The following is an 18714-nucleotide window of genomic DNA, read 5'->3' as shown; positions in this document are numbered from 1 at the left end:
TATCTGATCAGGTAATTCATTGTGAGCGCTTACCGCGAGGATGATGCATCGTTTAAGGAGGTGATCCAGCCGCAGGTTCCCCTACGGCTACCTTGTTACGACTTCACCCCAGTCATGAACCACACCGTGGTGATCGCCCTCCAACGTTAGGCTAACCACTTCTGGTGCAGTCCACTCCCATGGTGTGACGGGCGGTGTGTACAAGGCCCGGGAACGTATTCACCGTGCCATTCTGATGCACGATTACTAGCGATTCCGACTTCACGGAGTCGAGTTGCAGACTCCGATCCGGACTGAGACCGGCTTTAAGGGATTCGCTGACTCTCGCGAGCTCGCAGCCCTTTGTACCGGCCATTGTAGCACGTGTGTAGCCCTACCCGTAAGGGCCATGATGACTTGACGTCGTCCCCACCTTCCTCCGGTTTGTCACCGGCAGTCTCCCTAGAGTTCCCGACCGAATCGCTGGCAAATAGGGACAAGGGTTGCGCTCGTTACGGGACTTAACCCAACATTTCACAACACGAGCTGACGACAGCCATGCAGCACCTGTCTCTGCGCTCCCGAAGGCACCAAGTGATCTCTCACAAGTTCGCAGGATGTCAAGGGTAGGTAAGGTTCTTCGCGTTGCATCGAATTAAACCACATGCTCCACCGCTTGTGCGGGCCCCCGTCAATTCATTTGAGTTTTAACCTTGCGGCCGTACTCCCCAGGCGGTCGACTTATCGCGTTAACTTCGCCACAAAGTGCGCTAGGCACCCAACGGCTGGTCGACATCGTTTACGGCGTGGACTACCAGGGTATCTAATCCTGTTTGCTACCACGCTTTCGCACCTCAGTGTCAGTGTCAGTCCAGAAGGCCGCCTTCGCCACTGGTATTCCTCCCGATCTCTACGCATTTCACCGCTACACCGGGAATTCTACCTTCCTCTCCTGCACTCTAGCCTAATAGTTCCGGATGCCGTTCCCAGGTTGAGCCCGGGGCTTTCACAACCGGCTTATCAAGCCACCTACGCGCGCTTTACGCCCAGTAATTCCGATTAACGCTTGCACCCTCCGTATTACCGCGGCTGCTGGCACGGAGTTAGCCGGTGCTTCTTCTGCGAGTGATGTCTTTCCTGCCGGGTATTAACCGACAGGCGTTCTTCCTCGCTGAAAGTGCTTTACAACCCGAGGGCCTTCTTCACACACGCGGCATGGCTGGATCAGGGTTGCCCCCATTGTCCAATATTCCCCACTGCTGCCTCCCGTAGGAGTTCGGGCCGTGTCTCAGTCCCGATGTGGCTGATCATCCTCTCAGACCAGCTACGGATCGTCGCCTTGGTGAGCCATTACCTCACCAACCAGCTAATCCGGCATAGGCTCATCCAATAGCGGGAGCCGAAGCCCCCTTTCTCCCGTAGGACGTATGCGGTATTAGCCTGAGTTTCCCCAGGTTATCCCCCACTACCGGGTAGATTCCTATGCGTTACTCACCCGTCCGCCGCTCGTCAGCATCCAGCAAGCTGGACCTGTTACCGCTCGACTTGCATGTGTTAGGCCTGCCGCCAGCGTTCAATCTGAGCCATGATCAAACTCTTCAGTTTACAATCATTGTGATCCTTACTTGTCACTCGAAAGTAACAAAAGCGGATCAAACTTGGCTCAAGGTTTTCAAACGTTCTCTCAAGATCCGAAGACCTTGGACGAGTCGCTTGCCTTGATAATTGGTGATTTATCACCCTCATCGGCAAGCGCCCACATGAATTACCTGATCACATTATTAAAGAGCGTTTCGTTTGCGGGCCTCAAAACCTGACGTGGCCGCTGCTAAGCGAGGAAGGGGTATTCTACGCACTTTCCAATGTTTGTCAACGACTGTTTGGCAGAAGCGAAGGAAATGTTTAACTCAACTCTCCTTCCTGCTATTTGCCTAACCTACTGACAAACCGAGGTTTTTACACCTCATTCACCGCTGGCAACGCCTGGCGTCCCCGGCAGCGGATGCGTACTTTACGGCTTTGCTGACGAGTTGGCAAGAGGTATTAAAAATAAAAAAAGCGACAGGTCTGATTCAAAGAACCAGGCCTGCCGCAAACCACCGATCAGAACGCCTGACCAGAGAGTGCCCGTTCGCGGCCTGCGGCCGCGCTAACCGTTAATCAGATTTCAAACCCCAGACCAAAGTCCTCACTGGACATTGCCATCAGGCTACCCGCACCCGACTGGATCATTTGCGCGTGCGCCTTGGTGCGCGGTAACAACCGCTGGTAATAGAAACGCGCAGTGTTCAACTTCGCGGCATAGAAAGACTTTTCTTCGCCCGTCAGAGACAACGACGCCTGCTTGGCAGCCCGAGCAAACAGGTACGCGAGCGTGACATAGCCGGAATACATGAGGTAATCAACGCTTGCCGCCCCAACTTCTTCGCGGTCCTGCATGGCTTTCATGCCAACGCCCATGGTCAGCTCGCCCCATTCGGCATTCAGCTTGGAAAGCGGCTCGACAAACTCTTTGAGGTCGGCATTGTCGGCTTCTGCCTTGCAGAACTTGTGAATTTCCTTGGTAAACACCTTCAACGACTCACCCTGGCTCATGAGCACTTTACGGCCCAGCAGGTCGAGCGCCTGAATACCGGTCGTGCCTTCATAGAGGCGGGTAATTCGCGCATCACGGACCAGTTGCTCCATTCCCCACTCTTTGATGAAGCCATGACCACCGTAGATCTGTACGCCCTCATTAGTGCTTTCAAAACCGACTTCGGTCAGGAAGGCTTTAACAATAGGTGTTAGCAAGCCCAGCAGGGTTTCAGCATGATCCCGGTCTTCACCCGGCTCACCATGCTCCACCACATCGAGCATTTGTGCGGTATAAAGCACCAGCATACGGCCACCTTCAGCAAAGGCTTTTTGCGTTAGCAGCATGCGGCGCACATCGGGATGGACGATAATCGGGTCAGCAGGCTTTTCGGGAGCCTGTTTGCCGGACAAGCCACGCATCTGCAAACGGTCACGAGCATAGCTCAGCGAGTTCTGAAAACTCGCTTCAATCAGACCCAGCCCCTGAATCCCGACCCCAAGACGTGCCGCATTCATCATGGTGAACATGCACGCCAACCCCTTGTTGGGCGGTCCCACCAGGTAACCGGTTGCGCCATCGAAGTTCATCACGCAGGTAGCGTTTCCATGAATACCCATCTTGTGCTCCAGCGAACCACAGGTGACGCCATTGCGTTCGCCGGGATTGCCTTCTGCATTCGGCAGAAATTTGGGGACAACAAACAGCGAAATGCCCTTGGAGCCTTCAGGCGCATCGGGCAGCTTTGCCAGCACCAAATGCACGATATTCTCGGCAAGGTTGTGCTCACCCGCCGAGATAAAAATCTTAGTGCCGGTAATCGCGTACGCATTGTCCGCAACGGGTACCGCACGCGTCTTGATCAAACCGAGATCAGTACCGCAATGCGGCTCGGTCAGGCACATGGTTCCTGTCCAAACGCCCTCAACCAACTTGGTGAGATAGGTGGCTTTTTGCTCGTCGGTGCCATGGTGCCTTAGCGCATCGGCTGCGCCATGGGAAAGCCCTGGGTACATCCCCCACGCCAGGTTAGTTGCGCAAATCATTTCTGACAGCATCATCGCCAATGAAGGCGGCAGCCCCTGGCCACCTTGCTCGGGGTCTGCAGCCAGACTGGGCCACCCACCTTCTACATACTGCTGATAAGCCTCTTTAAAGCCTTTGGGTGCTTTAACTTCTCCGCCTTCCAGCAAGCAGCCTTCTGCATCGCCGCTTTGATTGATGGGCAGCAGTACGTCACGGGCAAAGCGCGCTCCCTCTTCCAGAATGGCGCTCACCACGTCAGGAGAAGCGTCCTCACCTTTGGGCAGAGAGGCATAATGGGCGGGATAGTCAAACATTTCGTCCATGACGAAACGCATGTCACGCAAGGGGGCCTGGTAGCTGGGCATGGCACTTCTCCTAAACAGGGGGCTGAAAGCAACGAGCATCTTCAGAAAACGGCTTTCAAACGCATGTTTGAAAATTAGCGCGAGCCCGCCCAGTAGTCAAGCAGTCGTTTTAATTTAGCCGTCCAAATCGCTACCACTTTGGTCGCCCAACGTGTCAGTCATGCCTCAGAAAAAAATAAAGCCTGCCGACGAGAACACCGGCAGGCTATCTAATAGCGGATGAATAGGACATTTACTGCATTCGAATACCACCGTCCAAACGGATCACCTCGCCGTTCAACATCGAGTTGGTAATAATCTGCTCTGCCAACTGGGCGAATTCTTCTGGCTTGCCCAACCGTTTAGGGAATGGAACGGCGGCGGCCAGCGTCTGGGCGGCTTCGTCAGGTATTTCACTCATCATGGGAGTTTCAAACACGCCGGGGGCAATGGCCATGACGCGAACGGCATGACGCGAAAGCTCCCTGGCAGCAGGCAGGCTCATACCCACAACACCCGCTTTGGAGGCACTGTATGCACACTGCCCCACCTGCCCATCAAATGCCGCTATGGACGCCGTATTGATGATTACCCCACGCTCGCCGGTCTCATTCGGCGTGTTTTTGGCCATTGCGGCTGCCGCCAGGCGCATGACATTGAAAGTACCGACGAGATTGATATTGATCGTTTTGGTATAGCTTTCCAGGTCAGCAGGATTGCCTTCGCGGTCAACCAGCTTGGCAACACTGACAACGCCTGCGCAGTGAATGACTCCCGAAAGCCCGTGTTCGCCGCCCAATGCTACGGCGGTATCAACTGCCTGCTGCATCTGTTCTTGAGACGTGATATCCGCCAGGCATGCGCGCGCGTCTTCCCCCAACTGCTCTGCATGGGACTTGACACTGTCGCTGAGGTCGCACAAGACGACTCGAGCACCAGCAGCCACGAGACGCTCTGCTGTCGCAGCCCCTAAACCTGAAGCGGCGCCGGTGATTAAAAATGTATGATCCTTCACCTGCATAGTCGTGTTTCCCTGTCATGAAAGTCGTTATTGGCTCAAGTTGACGTCTTCTGCAGCTTGAGCGCGTAACTTGAAGCGCTGAATTTTGCCGCTTGGCGTCTTGGGGAGTTCGTCGACAAATTCGATGACCCGGGGAAATGCATGGGCCGACAAACGCTCGCGTACCTGCTGACGAATTTCATCCGCCAGGGCTTCGCTTGCCGCGTAGCCGTCACGCAACACAATGTACGACTTGATCACTTCGCCCCGAATATCATCCGGCTGACCAACCGCTGCCGACTCTGCCACAGCGGGGTGTGCCATAACGCTGTTTTCGACATCGGTCGGGCCCACACGGTACCCGGACGTCGTGATGATATCGTCATCACGGCCAGCAAACTGAAACGACCCATCCTCGTTGCGAATCACTACATCGCCAGTCAGGTAATACCCCTGCACAAAGGGATCTTTTTCCTGCCAGGTATAACCCTGAAAAAAGTGCGCGGGCGACTGTTCAATATCCACGGCCAGAACCCCCGGCTCGCCGGGCGGCAACTCATTGTACTCAGCATCCAGAATCGCCAGGCGGTACCCGGGCATGGGCACTCCCATGCCACCGACATGTTTGGGGTGATCAAGGGCATGGTGGTTGTTACACGTCATCCCGGTTTCGGTTTGTCCATAGTGGTCCATCACCGAACAGCCCAACGATGCCTCCACCCATGAAACCACTTCGGTATTCAAGGGCTCACCCGCTGAACTGGCGGCACGCAACTCAAGCGTTTGATGAGCGTCATCGAAAAGGCCTGATGCCTTCATTAGCCGATAGGCCGTTGGCGCTGCGGCAAAGTTGGTAATACGGTGGCGCTTCATGAACTCAAGCGCTCCTTCGGCACTGAACCCTGCTTCGCAAAAGTGTGTCGTGACCCCCAGAAGCAACGGGCCTGCAATCGCATAGTAAAGCCCGTACGCCCAGCCGGGGTCCGCCATGTTCCAGAAGCGATCCTCCTCGCGAAGGTCAACCGCCAACTCCATGTAGAGAGCGAATGCCGTCATACCGGAAAGCGGCACGGCAACGCCCTTTGGCTTGCCCACCGTCCCCGAAGTAAACATCTGCAGGAAAGGCTTATCCGCTGACAGGCGGGGCGGCTCACCGCTCATTGACGTATGCGTCAACGCTGTTTGCCAATCATGGTCGTCAGAATGCTCTCGGGTCGGCCCACCGACTGCCAAGACGGGTGGGCATTGGCCCAGACCATCAAACTTGTAACGGTTTGCATGGTCGGTAATGACAAGCCTGGAGTCAGCCCGCCCCAACCGATAATCCACTGCATCGGGTCCAAAGGCAGTGAACAACGGTTGGTAAACCGCGCCAATACGCCAGGTCGCCACCACAGCTACCAAAAGCGCCAGCGAACGGGGGAGCATACACGCAATGCGATCACCCTCGCCGAGTCCTTGAGCTTGAAACCAGCCCGCCAGCTTAGCGCTCTGCTGGTCGAGTTCCTTGTAGCTCAACGTGTGCGTCGCACCTTCCAGGTCCTCCTGCACCAGAGCCAACACCTCGCCCCTGCCGGCACGGACATGGCGCCCACAACATGCTTCGAAGGCGTTTAACTGACCGTCCTGATGATCATCAAGTTTGGCGATGACTTCTCCGATGGAAAACGAATCAAGGTAATCCGAATAATTGGGGCGTGATGTCGCTGTCATGATGGCTCTCTTGGGTATTGTTGGTAGTGAGCATCGGGTTACGCAGGCGTCGGCATTGTTTTTTATCAGTTTACGTTAACGGAACCCTTTGAATAAAACTACGCTAAAAGCAAACACGAAGAAGCGCAAGCGAGTCGTGGCGTTTACTGGTTATACGTTAGTCGCGCAAAGCCAGAGAGTCACTCTGTTCATCCTGACGGGCCATGATCATTGCGACCAGTTCATCGGCCAGATCATCCGGTGTTCTAGGGCCATCCGGGTCGTACCAGCGCACCGTCCAGTTCAAAGCACCCAGTACAAAGCGTGAGACCAGGAAGCGATCCCCATGAATCAGCCCTGCTGCCAAGGCATCATCGATCACCGCCACCCACAGCGCTTCGTACGCATCACGCAGATGGCTCAGATGAGCGCTGGCATCAGGTGTTAACCGTCGCCACTCAAACAACGCCACCACGTGGGCATTGCGATCGGTAAACAGTGTTTCGAGGTGCGCTCGCGCCATTGCGCGAAGACGCACCTCGGGGTGATCTTCGCAGCTATCGAGCGCACGACGCGCAATCAACAGCGCATTGTGAGTGCCTTCTTCAATCACAGCCGCCAGGATTTCCTGCTTATCTTTAAAATGGTGGAACAAGCTACCGGACTTGATACCCATTTCCTGCGCCAGCATGCGCACCGTGGTACGGTCGAAGCCTTCCTGAACAAAGAGCTGAGCCGCGAGGCGTGTTAATTCCTTGCGACGAGGAGATGCATTCATTACATTCATGTCGTTCACACTAGCGCTTGCTTGGTTACCTCGGAGAAGACCACAGCACCGACAACGGGTCAACGCATAGCGCACCTCTCAGTGAGATAATCACAATAACCTTTATGGAGAACACCATGAGTAACGCTAAAGACATCGTGTTTCTGTCGGCAACACGCACCCCGATGGGCGGCATGATGGGTAGCCTGTCGAGCATGAGTGCTACCGAGCTGGGCGCGATTGCCATCCGTGCCGCCATTGAGCGCGCCAGTATCGACCCCACGACGATCGAAGAAGGCATTATGGGCTGTGTACTGCCGGCGGGCGTTAAACAGGGCCCGGCACGGCAAGCCATGCGCCAGGCAGGCATCCCCGATGCCAACGGCGCCACCACCATTAACAAACTGTGTGGCTCGGGAATGAAAGCCACCATGCTGGCTCACGACCTGATCAAGGCAGGCAGTGGCAATGTCATCCTGGCTGGCGGCATGGAGTCCATGTCCAACGCTCCCCACGTTCTCACCAAGGCGCGCAGCGGTTATCGGTTAGGTCACGGGGAACTGAAAGATCACATGTTCCTGGATGGCCTGGAAGATGCCGAGACCGGCAAGTTGATGGGCGTCTTCGCGCAGGATGTCGCGTCTCAGCGTGGCTACACCCGCGAGCGGCTTGACGATTTCGCCATCGCCTCGCTCGAACGCGCCATGGCTGCCACCAATGCAGGGCATTTAGATGCCGAAATGGCCGCCGTCACCGTTACCTCGCGCCATGGCGAGGCTCTGGTTGAACATGACGAGCAGCCCTTTCAGGCCAAACTGGATAAAATCCGCCAACTGCGCCCCGCCTTTGCCAAGGAGGGCACCATTACTGCTGCCAACTCAAGCTCGATATCTGACGGCGCATCGGCACTTATCCTGGCCAGCCAGGCAGCGGCGGATCAGTACGGTCTTAAACCGATGGCGCGCATGCTGGGGCACACAACCCACTCACGCCACCCGAGCGAGTTCACGATCGCCCCCGTGGGCGCGATTGAAAAGTTGATGAAAAAGCTGGATTGGAACGTTAGTGACGTTGACCTCTTTGAAATCAACGAAGCCTTTGCCGTGGTAACCCTGATGGCAATGGATGACTTGGGCCTCCCCCACGACAAGGTCAATGTCTTTGGTGGTGCCTGCGCCCAGGGTCACCCGATCGGCTCTACCGGCTCACGCATCATTGCGACATTAATCCACGCGCTGCGCACCAAAGGCGGCAAGCGTGGTATTGCAAGCCTGTGCATCGGCGGCGGCGAAGCCACGGCCGTCGCGGTTGAGTTGATGGAGTAGCCAACGATTCCCCGGGTAAAAACAATATTGACTCACGCCCTGGCAACCTTTCAGCCAGGGCGACTCGACTACTTAGCGAGGCCATGAGTATTGCTATGAAGCGGCCAGCAAACGAACATCAGGGCCCTTCTTGCCGGGGCGGGCTGTGGCACTACCATCTTGGCTAAGCTGCTCCCATTCGGGATACTCGATGCCCTCTTCATTGGTGCGGTCATGACCTTCGTCTGCGACCTCCCCATCGACACTGAACTGACCGGCATATTCCCGCATTTGCAATGCTTCGCGGGATAGCACCTCCGCGCTATGGGCAGCCTGATTGACCAGGCTCATGGTTCCCTGGGTAGTCGTGTCGATCTGCACGACGGCCTGATTGACCTCCTCTATACCCCGCCGCTGCTCCTCCGACGCATGGGCCATCTGGATCATCAAGGTATCCACATGACGAGCCGCCTGCATGATAGATCTGGTGTGTTCACCCGCCTGCTGCGAAAGCTCACTGCCTTGTTCCACACTATCCCGGGATGCCTCGATACGCTTCCGAATGTCGCTAGCGGCATTGGCGCTGCGCGTCGCCAACGCACGTACCTCGTTGGCGACGACCGCAAAACCACGGCCATGCTCACCGGCACGGGCCGCTTCCACCGAGGCATTAAGCGCGAGGATATTGGTCTGAAACGCAATACTTTCAATCATTCTGATAATGCTTTGAATTTCTTCGGAGTGACGATTGATCGCTTCCATTGTCATAATGAACTGAGAGATCACCTCATCACCCTGCTGCGCCTTGTGCGACACATCCGCAGTTGACTGACTGACATGCGACGCGCTCTCCGCGTTTTGATTCACCGTGGCGGTCAATTGCTCCAGACTCGCCGCCATCTGTTGCAAGGCGGACACCTGAGTATCTGTCTGCCTCGCCAAACGCTGGTTCTGTTCGGTCATTTCCTGGCTATTACTGTGCACCTGCTCGCTACTTACAGTCAGTCGATTCACCGTCGTACGCAGTGATTGCTGCATATAGGCAAGCTCACTGAACAGTTGACCAATCTCGTTATCTGCGTGCGACTCAACCGGAACAGAGAGATCACCTTTGGCGATGCGCTGGAAATGCTTAGTAATGGCTCTTAGAGGGCGAAGCACATTTTTAAAGACGCCCCACACGACCACTGACACGACCATCAGCGAGGCGACCAGCGCTGCGATCACCCCCCAAAAGAGTAGTGATGACACTTCCTCGAAACGTGCAAAAAGCGCATTACCGCGCTGCGCTGAGGCATCAAAGAATGCGTCGGCACTGTCAATAAAGCGCTGACTGCTTTCGTCCACTCGCGACTCCCCCGAGAAGAAACCCGTTATATCGCGATCTTGAAGCATCATCATCTGCAGACTGAGGTTATTGTTAACAAATGATTGAAAGTCAGATGCTAACTGATCGACGATCGCCTGCTGTTCTTGATCAAAATGACTTGCCTCGAAGCGGGTAAAATCCTCTGCTGCCGAGGCAAGCAGTTGCTCCGCCTCATCTATCAGGGGATCGGGGCGATCAAACGACGGCGTCCGAATCAGTTCCGCTGCCCGGTTCATTTGGATACGTGCGCGCAATAGCTGATTGTAAGCACTGTTGAGTTGGCTTATCTGTGTCATGTCGCGTTGATGCAACGAGGTAAATGCCTCACGACCAAAATGATTGGCGAACAACCCAAGCCCGCCAATCACGACTACCAGGCCGCTGAACATTACCAGCACCAACGTCCAGCTTGCTTTAACACTTAACGCATTGAGCCATTTCATCCCGCCCCTCCCTTTGACTGTGATTTACTCAGACGTATGCAGTGGCAGCCACAACTGCAAGCGACGACGAATTTCCTGCAGCGCCTGCTGATAAGCATCTGGCTTGTTGATCAGTCTGGGATCACGGATATCCCAATAAAGAGTCTCTCCGGCCTTCCCCTGCCAATCGCGACAGGCCTGAAGATCCTTGTCACAAAGCACAATCACGTAGTCGAAGGCTTCGCTTTCAAACGCATCAAGCGACTTGCTGTGCAACCCTTCTGTGGAAAGTCCTTGCTTGTTAAGGGCATCGAGGGTCAGCGCATGAGGTTCATCCGGCTCGGTGCCCGCGCTGAACGCCTCGAATCGGTCACCGGCCATATGACGAAGCAGCACCTCACCCATCAATGAACGTGCAGAATTGGCGTTGCAAAGAAATAACACACGACGTTTGGACATAAATAAACAACCTCTTATCTAAAGATTGAACATCACATTACGCAGCAATCATGACGGCATTGTTGCAGCGATAACGATGCCGCTAGAAATATATGGAAAAACATATATTATGAAGACAGTGCGTTTCGACGTGAATCAAAAAGGAAGCCGCTCATATGACCACGCTGGACGATTTACCCAATCTGGACGCGAACCTCTTTGAAATACCCAACCTAGAGCGACTGGGTTTAACGGCAGGCAATATACAAGCACCGAAAATTCTGCTGCTTTATGGCTCCCTGCGTGAACGTTCGTTTAGCCGTTTAGCAACGGAAGAAGCCGCCCGCTTGCTCAACGCCATGGGCGCTGAAACAAGAATTTTTGACCCTAGAGAGTTGCCGTTGCCGGATACAGAAGATGCCAGCCACCCCAAGGTTGAAGAGCTGCGCCAATTGGCCCAATGGTCAGAAGGCATGGTGTGGTGTTCTCCCGAACGCCACGGCGCGATGACCGGGATCATGAAAGCGCAGATTGACTGGATCCCGCTTGCGTTAGGTGGCGTGCGTCCAACCCAGGGCAAGACATTGGCGGTAATGCAGGTATGCGGCGGCTCCCAGTCATTCAACACCGTCAACCAACTGCGTATTTTGGGCCGCTGGATGCGCATGCTGACGATCCCCAACCAATCATCAGTGCCCAAAGCGTTTAAGGAATTCGACGATAACGACCGCATGAAAGCATCACCTTTCTACGACCGCATCGTGGATGTCATGGAAGAACTGGTGAAGTTTACGCTACTTGTGCGGGACCGCAGCTCGCTGCTCACCGACCGTTATTCAGAGCGCAAGGAAAGCGCCGAAGAACTCTCCAAGCGGGTTAACCAGCGGGCCATTTGATCAGGAGCTTTTCATGTCATCCAAACAGGATACGTCATCCCCCTCCACGGCTGAGGGCATGGGGCTATTCGAGCGCTTTCTCTCGGTATGGGTCGCTCTTGCCATTGTGGCAGGCATCTTGCTCGGGCAGCTCGCCCCGGCGATACCGGAAGCGCTTTCACGTCTTGAGGTAGCCCAGGTCTCCATCCCTATCGCGGTACTCATCTGGGCCATGATTTTTCCCATGATGGCGCAAATTGACTTCACCTCCATCGCTGGGGTTCGCCGCCAACCCAAAGGGCTAACCATCACCACAGCCGTCAATTGGCTGATCAAGCCCTTCACCATGTTTGCCATTGCCTGGCTGTTTTTCATGGTGATCTTTCGGCCCTTTATCCCTGAAGCGCTTGCCAGCCAGTATCTCGCGGGGGCTATCCTACTTGGTGCCGCGCCGTGTACCGCCATGGTGTTTGTATGGAGCTATCTCACGCGAGGGGACGCGGCTTATACCCTGGTGCAGGTGGCTCTCAATGATCTGATCATGCTGTTCGCGTTTGCCCCCATCGTGGTCTTCCTGCTGGGGATCTCCAACATTCAGGTGCCCTGGGACACCGTCGCCCTGTCGGTCGTGTTGTATATCGTGATTCCCCTGGCAGCAGGCTACATCACGCGGCAAAGCTTGATTAAAAAACGCGGCGCCGAGTGGTACGACAATGTGTTCATGAAGCGCGTTGGCCCGATCACCCCGATTGGCTTGATCATTACCCTGGTGCTGCTGTTTGCCTTCCAGGGCGAGGTCATTCTGAATAATCCACTGCATATTGTGCTCATTGCCATTCCGCTGATTATTCAAACCTTTCTGATCTTTTTTATCGCCTACGGCTGGGCGAAAGCCTGGTGTGTTCCTCACAACATTGCCGCTCCCGGCGCGATGATTGGCGCGAGCAACTTTTTTGAACTCGCCGTCGCAGCCGCCATTGCGCTGTTTGGCATGCAGTCAGGCGCGGCACTGGCAACGGTCGTCGGCGTATTGGTCGAAGTGCCGCTGATGCTGGCACTGGTAAGCATCGCCAACAAGACGCGCCACCGCTTTAAAACGCCATAAAGCGAGAAAGAATGATATCAGCGCTAAGCTGGTTGCCTGGGCAACGCCAGCGCCATCACCGCGCTGGAAGCAACCAGCGCAGCGGCAACCCACAGGCAAGCACTCAGGCCGAAGGCCATATATAGCCAGCCCGATAGCAGTGTGCCCACTAATCGCCCCATGGCATTGGCCATATAGTAAAAACCGACGTCCATGGAAACACCGTCGGCGCGGGCATAATGCACAATCAGATAGCTGTGCCAGCTGGAATTGATCGCAAACAGAACGCCAAACGCCAGTAAGCCAACGACCAGCCAACCGACCTGCGCCAAGGGCAGCATCGCCAACACAATCGCCAGCACTGCCAGTGCCGCTGCCCAGCCTGCGGTAAGGGCGCGCGCATCGCCCTTGATCAACCGCGTGAGCTTGGGGGCCTGAGTCTGCACACCGCCATAGCCAATAACCCATATCGCCAGCAAACCGCCCACGGTCCAGTGGGTCCAACCGTGTTGGTCATATAAAAACACCGGCAGCGCCACCACGAACCAAACATCCCGCGAGGCGAACAGGCAAAACCGCGCCGCTGACAACACATTAATGGCACGTGATTTCGAGAAGACTTCTGAAAACCTGGGTTTTACCTTTTGCCGACCCAGGTCAGCCCTCAAGCGCCATAGCGATAACAGCAATACCACGCCCAGCATCACGGCCATGACCACCACGGCACCGCGAAAGCCAATCAGTGTCAGCAGCAGTCCGCCGACGAAAAAACCCAAGCCTTTCAGCGCATTCTTAGAGCCGGTCAACATGGCCACCCAGCGGTAGAGCGAGCTGTTGGCGTTGGCGCTCTCTTTAGGCACCAGCACTTTCACGGCACTTTTGGCGCTCATCTTGTTGAGGTCCTTGGCGATGCCCGACAGCGCCTGGGCGGCCATGACCCAGGCGACGGTCAGCAATCCGGCAGGCACCATCAGCATGGCCAGGGCAATTATCTGTAGCCCAAGTCCGACGTTCATGGTGCGGTTGAGACCCAGGCGAGCGCCCAGCCAACCACCGACCAGATTCGTCACTACGCCAAAGGCTTCATAGAACAGAAACAACATGGCGATGGCCAACGGCGAGTAGCCCAACTGGTGGAAGTGCATCACCACCAGCATGCGCAGCGCGCCATCGGTAATCGTGAAGGCCCAGTAATTGCCCGTTATCAGCATGTACTGGCGGACTTCAAACGGCAGTGCCTTTACACGTGCCCGCATTTTCAACAACGCCGATTCAGCCACGCTCCACCTGCTCGCCACCTACCTGCAGGGCCAGCTCGGCGGTACGGTTGGCATAGCCCCACTCGTTGTCATACCAGGCGTAGAGTTTCAACTGAGTGCCGTTGATCACCATGGTGGAGAGCGCATCGATAACCGAGCTGCGCGGATCGGTGCGGTAATCGATCGACACCAGCGGACGCTCTTCATAGCCTAAAATCCCCGCCAGCGAGCCATCGGCGGCGGCTTTGAGCGCCTGGTTGACCTCATTCACTGTGACCGAGCGCTCCAGCTCAAACACCATATCGGTCAGCGACGCATTGGCCAGCGGCACGCGCACGGCATGACCATTAAGCTTGCCTTCCAGCTCAGGAAAGATCGCAGTAATGGCTTTCGCCGAGCCGGTCGTGGTGGGAATCAGGCTCATGCCGCAAGCACGGGCACGGCGTAGATCTTTATGCGGGGCGTCGAGAATCGTCTGTGTATTAGTGATGTCGTGTACCGTGGTCATTGAGCCATGGCGAATACCGAAGCCTTCCTGAATAACCTTGACCACCGGTGCCAGGCAGTTGGTGGTACAACTGGCGGCAGTGACAATCTTGTGTTGAATGGGATCAAAGAGATGGTCGTTGACGCCAACAACCACGTTCAACGCGTCCTCATCTTTCAGAGGCGCACTTACCACCACCCGGGCAACGTCCTGATCAAGATACGGCTGAAGCTGAGCGGTGTTTTTCACCATGCCCGAACATTCGATGACCACCTCGCAACCGGACCAGTCGCTATCCACGATCTGCTTGTTGGCGCTGAATGGGATCGAATCGCCGTCGATCACAATGGCGTCCTGATCAGCGGCTATACCGGCACCCGGTGACCACTGCCCATGCACGGAGTCAAACTCAAGCAGGTGCGCGAAGGTCGCCGCATCACCACCAGGGTCGTTAATGTGAGCCAGCTCCACTTCACCCGCTTCTACCCGCGGCCACAAACTTCGCAGTGTCAGTCGACCAATACGGCCGAATCCGTTGATACCGATACGTAGTGCCATGGAAGCCTCCTAAGCTATTTGCCGCATATAAAGCTTAATGCTCATATACGAAAAATCATATATGAAGGGGTAAAAAAACACGTCCTTCGTCAGGCCCACCGTGCCAACGGTGGGCCTGACTGGCGAGGGCTATTTAGCCATAACGTCCGGAAATGTAATCTTCGGTTTTTTTCTTGGCCGGGGTTGAGAACATCACTTTCGTGTCGTTGTACTCAATGATTTCCCCCAGATGGAAAAACGCCGTGTAGTCAGCCACCCGCGCCGCCTGCTGCATATTGTGCGTTACCGTCACAATGGTGAATTTCTCTTTCAGGCGGTCCATCAGATCCTCGATGGTCGCCGTGGAAATCGGATCAAGGGCCGATGTCGGCTCATCCATCAAGATGACGTCAGGTTGCACGGCAATTGCCCGGGCAATGCACAACCGCTGCTGCTGACCACCGGAGAGCGACGTACCCGGCTCCTGAAGCTTGTCTTTCACCTCTTCCCAGAGACCTGCATCACGCAACGCTTTTTCAACCAGTTCGTCCTGCTCGGCTTTACGGCTGACCATATCGTGCATACGTGGCGCATAGGCGACATTTTCAAAAATTGACTTGGGAAATGGATTGGGTTTCTGGAACACCATGCCCACGCGCCGACGCAGCGCCACTTCGTCCATTTTGGACTCGTTGACGTCGTGGCCGTCCATCTCCACCAGCCCTTCGGTGCGCACACTGGGAATAAGGTCATTCATTCGGTTCAGACAGCGCAGGAACGTGGACTTACCGCAGCCGGAAGGCCCTATCAACGCCGTCACATTTTTCTGGAACAGGTCGATATTGAGGTTTTTCAGCGCCTGGTTCTTGCCGTACCAGAGGTTCAGGTCGCGGATGCGGATACTCAGGTCATGGCACGCCTGTTCATTGCGCGTATAGGGCTGACCAACGCTCGGCGTATCTTGCTCAGTCATTACGGGTGCTTGGCTATTCATAGCGATATCCTTTTTAACGCGCTGGATTACCAGCGACGCTCAAATTTCTTGCGCAGTAACACGGCGAAAGCGTTGAGGGAAATGAGCACTGCCAGAAGAACCAGAATGCCGCCGGCGGTTTTTTCCACGAACGCTGGCTCCGGCTCACCGGCCCAGGTAAAGATCTGCGCGGGCATCACGGTAGCTGCCTCAGTAAAGGAGGCGCTCATATCTGGGATAAACGCTACCATCCCAACGATGATCAACGGGGCCGTCTCCCCCATGGCTTGCGCCAGACCAATAATCGAACCGGTCATGATACCCGGCATTGCCAGTGGCAATACGTGATCGCGCACCACCTGCCAACGCGAACAGCCCACGCCAAACGCCGCATGCCGAATCGAATCCGGTACGCTACGCAGCGCCGCACGCGTCGAGATAATGATCACCGGCAGGGTCATCAACGCCAGTGTCATACCACCGGCCAGCGGCGATGAGCGCGGCACACCAAAAAAGTTGATAAAAATCGCCAGGCCCAACAAACCAAACAGGATCGAGGGGATCGCGGCCAGGTTGTTGATATTGATTTCAATCGCCTGGGTAATCCGGTTATCCGGCGCGAACTCTTCCAGATACACCGCCGTCATCACGCCAATCGGAAAGGAGATCGCCAAGGTAACGATCATGGTCATGATGGTGCCTACGACGGCTGCCAATATACCGGCGCTCTCAGAGGATTTGGAGTCACCCTCTGTAAAGAAGGTGTGGTTAAATCCCAGCTCGACCTGCCCTGACTCAACCCGTTCATCAATGGCCGCACGTTCCTCTTCGCTCAGGCTATTACGATTGCCCTTGAGGTATTGGTCTACCTCACTGTTCGCCAACAGCCATTTTTGCTCGGACGTCCCTAAAAGGTCCTCGTTATTACGCATTTGCAGTGGGATGCTACGGATCTCGGTTCGGCTGACCAGGGGCACCAGGTCACCAGGAATTGCTTGCCGCGCATCGGAGGCCGCTTCCTCTGTATAGTTTATTTCCGTATTAACATACGCCTGTTGGAAGGCGGGTAAACCCTTATTGAGCATGTCGGCGAAAAACAGCAGCAAAAACAGACCTGCCAGACCGAGTGCGCCCATGGAGATCCACTTTAAGCGGCTCGACTTGCGGTGACGCCGCTTGAGCTGCTGGCTGATGTCATCAAAAGTTTGGCTCATCGAATCAGTTCCTCGGCGTTACAGGTTATTCACGCGATATTTTTCACGGAAGCGGCGGATCATCAGCACCGAGACCAGGTTAAGCGTCAGCGTGACGGCAAACAGCACCAGACCAAGCGCAAAGGCAGACAGGGTTTCAGCGCTTTCAAACTCCTGATCCCCGGTCAGTGCAGCCACGATGCGCACCGTCACGGTGGTCATGTCTTCCAATGGGTTGGCCGTCAAGTTGGGACGCATACCCGCCGCCATGACCACAATCATGGTTTCCCCCATTGCCCGTGAAACACCCAGAAGCGACGCTGAAATTATCCCCGGTAACGCTGCTGGTATCACCACGTCGCGAATGGTTTCGCCCTTGGTCATGCCCAGCGCGAGCGACCCCTGACGCATGGTATCGGGCACCGAATTGATCACGTCATCCGACAGCGATGAGATAAACGGAATGATCATGATGCCCATGACGATGCCCGGTGCCAGCGCGTTGTTATAAGAAGCTTCTAGGCCCAAAAAACCGGCAACATCGACGATGATGGGTGCTACAGTGATTGCCGCGAAGAAACCGTAAACCACGGTGGGAATACCTGCCAGAACCTCAAGCACAGGCTTGGCGATGGTACGAACCTTGCTGGGGGCATATTCGGACATGTAAACCGCCGAGAGCAAGCCAACCGGTACCGCCACCAGCATGGCGACGGCGGTAATCATGAAGGTACCGGCGAAAAGCGGCACCGAACCGAACTGGGCGCCACCGCCGTCGCCGCGACCGGCAGCCGCCAGGAAGCTGTCACCCGGGCTCCAGGTCGTGCCGGTGATGAACTCCCAGAAACTGTGCATCTGGAAAAAGCGAATGGCCTCGGAGATGATCGAGATCAGGATGCCAAAGGTCGTAAAAATCGAGATCAGGGCCGCTGACGCCAGTGCCAGTCGTATCACCTTTTCGATTGCCTGGCGGGCGTGAAAATCAGCACGCACTTGCGCCAACCCCACCACCAGACCGGCGGCAGATACCACCAGGCTTGCGGCAAGAAGATAGAAGGTGGGTATATCCGCCCCCAGCAGAAGCATGATAAAGGCGCCCACCGCTCCCACGACTATGGCGGGGCCTGCGGTGGAGAGCACGGCAAACCACGCATACTGGTCGGGTTGGGCAAACATCTTGCCTCCCCCGCTGCGAACCCGCGAGGCCTTGGTGCGACCTGCAAAAAAGGCCGCAAGTCCCAGCAGCAAGATCACGGTGCAAAAGAGTAAAACTAGCTGGTTGGTTTGCATCTAATCTCTCTCGCGTTACTGATGAAATCGATTTTGAAATATCTTGAGGTAAAAACATTACAGCAATATGACAGTCAGCGAATCGAAAGCCGATCTCGCAA

14 protein-coding genes and 1 rRNA gene are annotated in these 18714 nt (G+C 55.6%); 3 read left to right on the top strand and 12 right to left on the bottom strand.

Features of this window, described 5'->3' with window-relative positions; translation table 11 throughout:
• Positions 1–53: 53 nt before the first annotated feature.
• From IT895_RS06925 to IT895_RS06905, 5 genes are all read right to left on the bottom strand, one after another.
• Positions 54–1584, bottom strand: a 16S ribosomal RNA gene (locus IT895_RS06925).
• 555 nt (positions 1585–2139) lie between these two features.
• Positions 2140–3945 (bottom strand): acyl-CoA dehydrogenase C-terminal domain-containing protein, encoded by a 1806-nt coding sequence (locus IT895_RS06920; protein WP_199285098.1) that lies wholly within the window; start codon positions 3943–3945, stop codon positions 2140–2142.
• Between the two features lie 232 nt (positions 3946–4177).
• A complete protein-coding gene (locus IT895_RS06915) occupies positions 4178–4945 on the bottom strand; it encodes an SDR family NAD(P)-dependent oxidoreductase (protein WP_199285097.1) in 768 nt (255 codons plus the stop codon).
• A gap of 27 nt (positions 4946–4972) precedes the next feature.
• Positions 4973–6637, bottom strand: coding sequence for an AMP-binding protein (locus IT895_RS06910; RefSeq protein ID WP_085917511.1), 1665 nt, complete (start codon positions 6635–6637; stop codon positions 4973–4975).
• Between the two features lie 157 nt (positions 6638–6794).
• On the bottom strand, positions 6795–7394 hold the full coding sequence (locus IT895_RS06905) for a TetR/AcrR family transcriptional regulator (RefSeq protein ID WP_199285096.1): 600 nt from the start codon (positions 7392–7394) through the stop codon (positions 6795–6797).
• Positions 7395–7519: 125 nt separating this feature from the next.
• Between IT895_RS06905 and IT895_RS06900 the strand changes: the two genes are divergently transcribed.
• Positions 7520–8707 (top strand): acetyl-CoA C-acyltransferase, encoded by a 1188-nt coding sequence (locus IT895_RS06900; RefSeq protein WP_199285095.1) that lies wholly within the window; start codon positions 7520–7522, stop codon positions 8705–8707.
• A 93-nt stretch (positions 8708–8800) separates the two neighbouring features.
• Here IT895_RS06900 and IT895_RS06895 read toward each other — a convergent pair whose 3' ends face one another.
• Entirely contained in the window at positions 8801–10498 is a 1698-nt protein-coding gene (locus IT895_RS06895; RefSeq protein WP_199285094.1) for a methyl-accepting chemotaxis protein, read from the bottom strand.
• A gap of 24 nt (positions 10499–10522) precedes the next feature.
• The gene (locus IT895_RS06890) at positions 10523–10936 is read right to left on the bottom strand and encodes an arsenate reductase ArsC (RefSeq protein WP_199285093.1); all 414 of its coding nucleotides are present in this window, start codon (positions 10934–10936) and stop codon (positions 10523–10525) included.
• 155 nt (positions 10937–11091) lie between these two features.
• On the opposite strand from IT895_RS06890, the gene arsH reads away from it, so the two are divergent.
• Positions 11092–11811, top strand: a complete 720-nt coding sequence (gene arsH, locus IT895_RS06885) for an arsenical resistance protein ArsH (protein WP_199285092.1) — start codon at positions 11092–11094, stop codon at positions 11809–11811.
• 13 nt (positions 11812–11824) lie between these two features.
• Positions 11825–12895, top strand: a complete 1071-nt coding sequence (gene arsB, locus IT895_RS06880; protein ID WP_199285091.1) for an ACR3 family arsenite efflux transporter — start codon at positions 11825–11827, stop codon at positions 12893–12895.
• A gap of 23 nt (positions 12896–12918) precedes the next feature.
• On the opposite strand, the gene arsJ is transcribed toward arsB, so the two are convergent.
• The 5 genes from arsJ to pstC form a co-directional block, all read right to left on the bottom strand.
• Positions 12919–14130, bottom strand: a complete 1212-nt coding sequence (arsJ, locus tag IT895_RS06875) for an organoarsenical effux MFS transporter ArsJ (protein WP_085917529.1) — start codon at positions 14128–14130, stop codon at positions 12919–12921.
• Between the two features lie 16 nt (positions 14131–14146).
• Complete coding sequence (locus IT895_RS06870) at positions 14147–15178, bottom strand: ArsJ-associated glyceraldehyde-3-phosphate dehydrogenase (protein WP_199285090.1); 1032 nt, start codon at positions 15176–15178, stop codon at positions 14147–14149.
• Between the two features lie 133 nt (positions 15179–15311).
• The gene (pstB, locus tag IT895_RS06865; protein ID WP_085917503.1) at positions 15312–16151 is read right to left on the bottom strand and encodes a phosphate ABC transporter ATP-binding protein PstB; all 840 of its coding nucleotides are present in this window, start codon (positions 16149–16151) and stop codon (positions 15312–15314) included.
• A gap of 26 nt (positions 16152–16177) precedes the next feature.
• Positions 16178–17344, bottom strand: a complete 1167-nt coding sequence (gene pstA / locus IT895_RS06860) for a phosphate ABC transporter permease PstA (RefSeq protein WP_085917502.1) — start codon at positions 17342–17344, stop codon at positions 16178–16180.
• A gap of 18 nt (positions 17345–17362) precedes the next feature.
• On the bottom strand, positions 17363–18613 hold the full coding sequence (gene pstC, locus IT895_RS06855; RefSeq protein WP_199285089.1) for a phosphate ABC transporter permease subunit PstC: 1251 nt from the start codon (positions 18611–18613) through the stop codon (positions 17363–17365).
• Positions 18614–18714: the final 101 nt, after the last annotated feature.

The sequence above is a fragment of the Halomonas sp. A40-4 genome, from assembly GCF_015767635.1.
GTDB classification, from domain to species: domain Bacteria; phylum Pseudomonadota; class Gammaproteobacteria; order Pseudomonadales; family Halomonadaceae; genus Vreelandella; species Vreelandella janggokensis.
This window is presented reverse-complemented; position numbering and strand designations above follow the sequence as displayed.

Excerpts from the sequence above, each read along its gene's own strand:
- IT895_RS06870 (WP_199285090.1), bottom strand. The coding sequence starts at position 15,178 with ATGGCACTACGTATCGGTATCAACGGATTCGGCCGTATTGGTCGACTG.
- arsJ (WP_085917529.1), bottom strand. The coding sequence starts at position 14,130 with ATGCGGGCACGTGTAAAGGCACTGCCGTTTGAAGTCCGCCAGTACATG.
- IT895_RS06905 (WP_199285096.1), bottom strand. The coding sequence starts at position 7,394 with ATGAATGCATCTCCTCGTCGCAAGGAATTAACACGCCTCGCGGCTCAG.
- IT895_RS06915 (WP_199285097.1), bottom strand. The coding sequence starts at position 4,945 with ATGCAGGTGAAGGATCATACATTTTTAATCACCGGCGCCGCTTCAGGT.
- IT895_RS06910 (WP_085917511.1), bottom strand. The coding sequence starts at position 6,637 with ATGACAGCGACATCACGCCCCAATTATTCGGATTACCTTGATTCGTTT.
- pstC (WP_199285089.1), bottom strand. The coding sequence starts at position 18,613 with ATGCAAACCAACCAGCTAGTTTTACTCTTTTGCACCGTGATCTTGCTG.
- IT895_RS06900 (WP_199285095.1), top strand. The coding sequence starts at position 7,520 with ATGAGTAACGCTAAAGACATCGTGTTTCTGTCGGCAACACGCACCCCG.
- arsB (WP_199285091.1), top strand. The coding sequence starts at position 11,825 with ATGTCATCCAAACAGGATACGTCATCCCCCTCCACGGCTGAGGGCATG.
- pstB (WP_085917503.1), bottom strand. The coding sequence starts at position 16,151 with ATGAATAGCCAAGCACCCGTAATGACTGAGCAAGATACGCCGAGCGTT.
- pstA (WP_085917502.1), bottom strand. The coding sequence starts at position 17,344 with ATGAGCCAAACTTTTGATGACATCAGCCAGCAGCTCAAGCGGCGTCAC.
- IT895_RS06890 (WP_199285093.1), bottom strand. The coding sequence starts at position 10,936 with ATGTCCAAACGTCGTGTGTTATTTCTTTGCAACGCCAATTCTGCACGT.
- IT895_RS06920 (WP_199285098.1), bottom strand. The coding sequence starts at position 3,945 with ATGCCCAGCTACCAGGCCCCCTTGCGTGACATGCGTTTCGTCATGGAC.
- IT895_RS06895 (WP_199285094.1), bottom strand. The coding sequence starts at position 10,498 with ATGAAATGGCTCAATGCGTTAAGTGTTAAAGCAAGCTGGACGTTGGTG.
- arsH (WP_199285092.1), top strand. The coding sequence starts at position 11,092 with ATGACCACGCTGGACGATTTACCCAATCTGGACGCGAACCTCTTTGAA.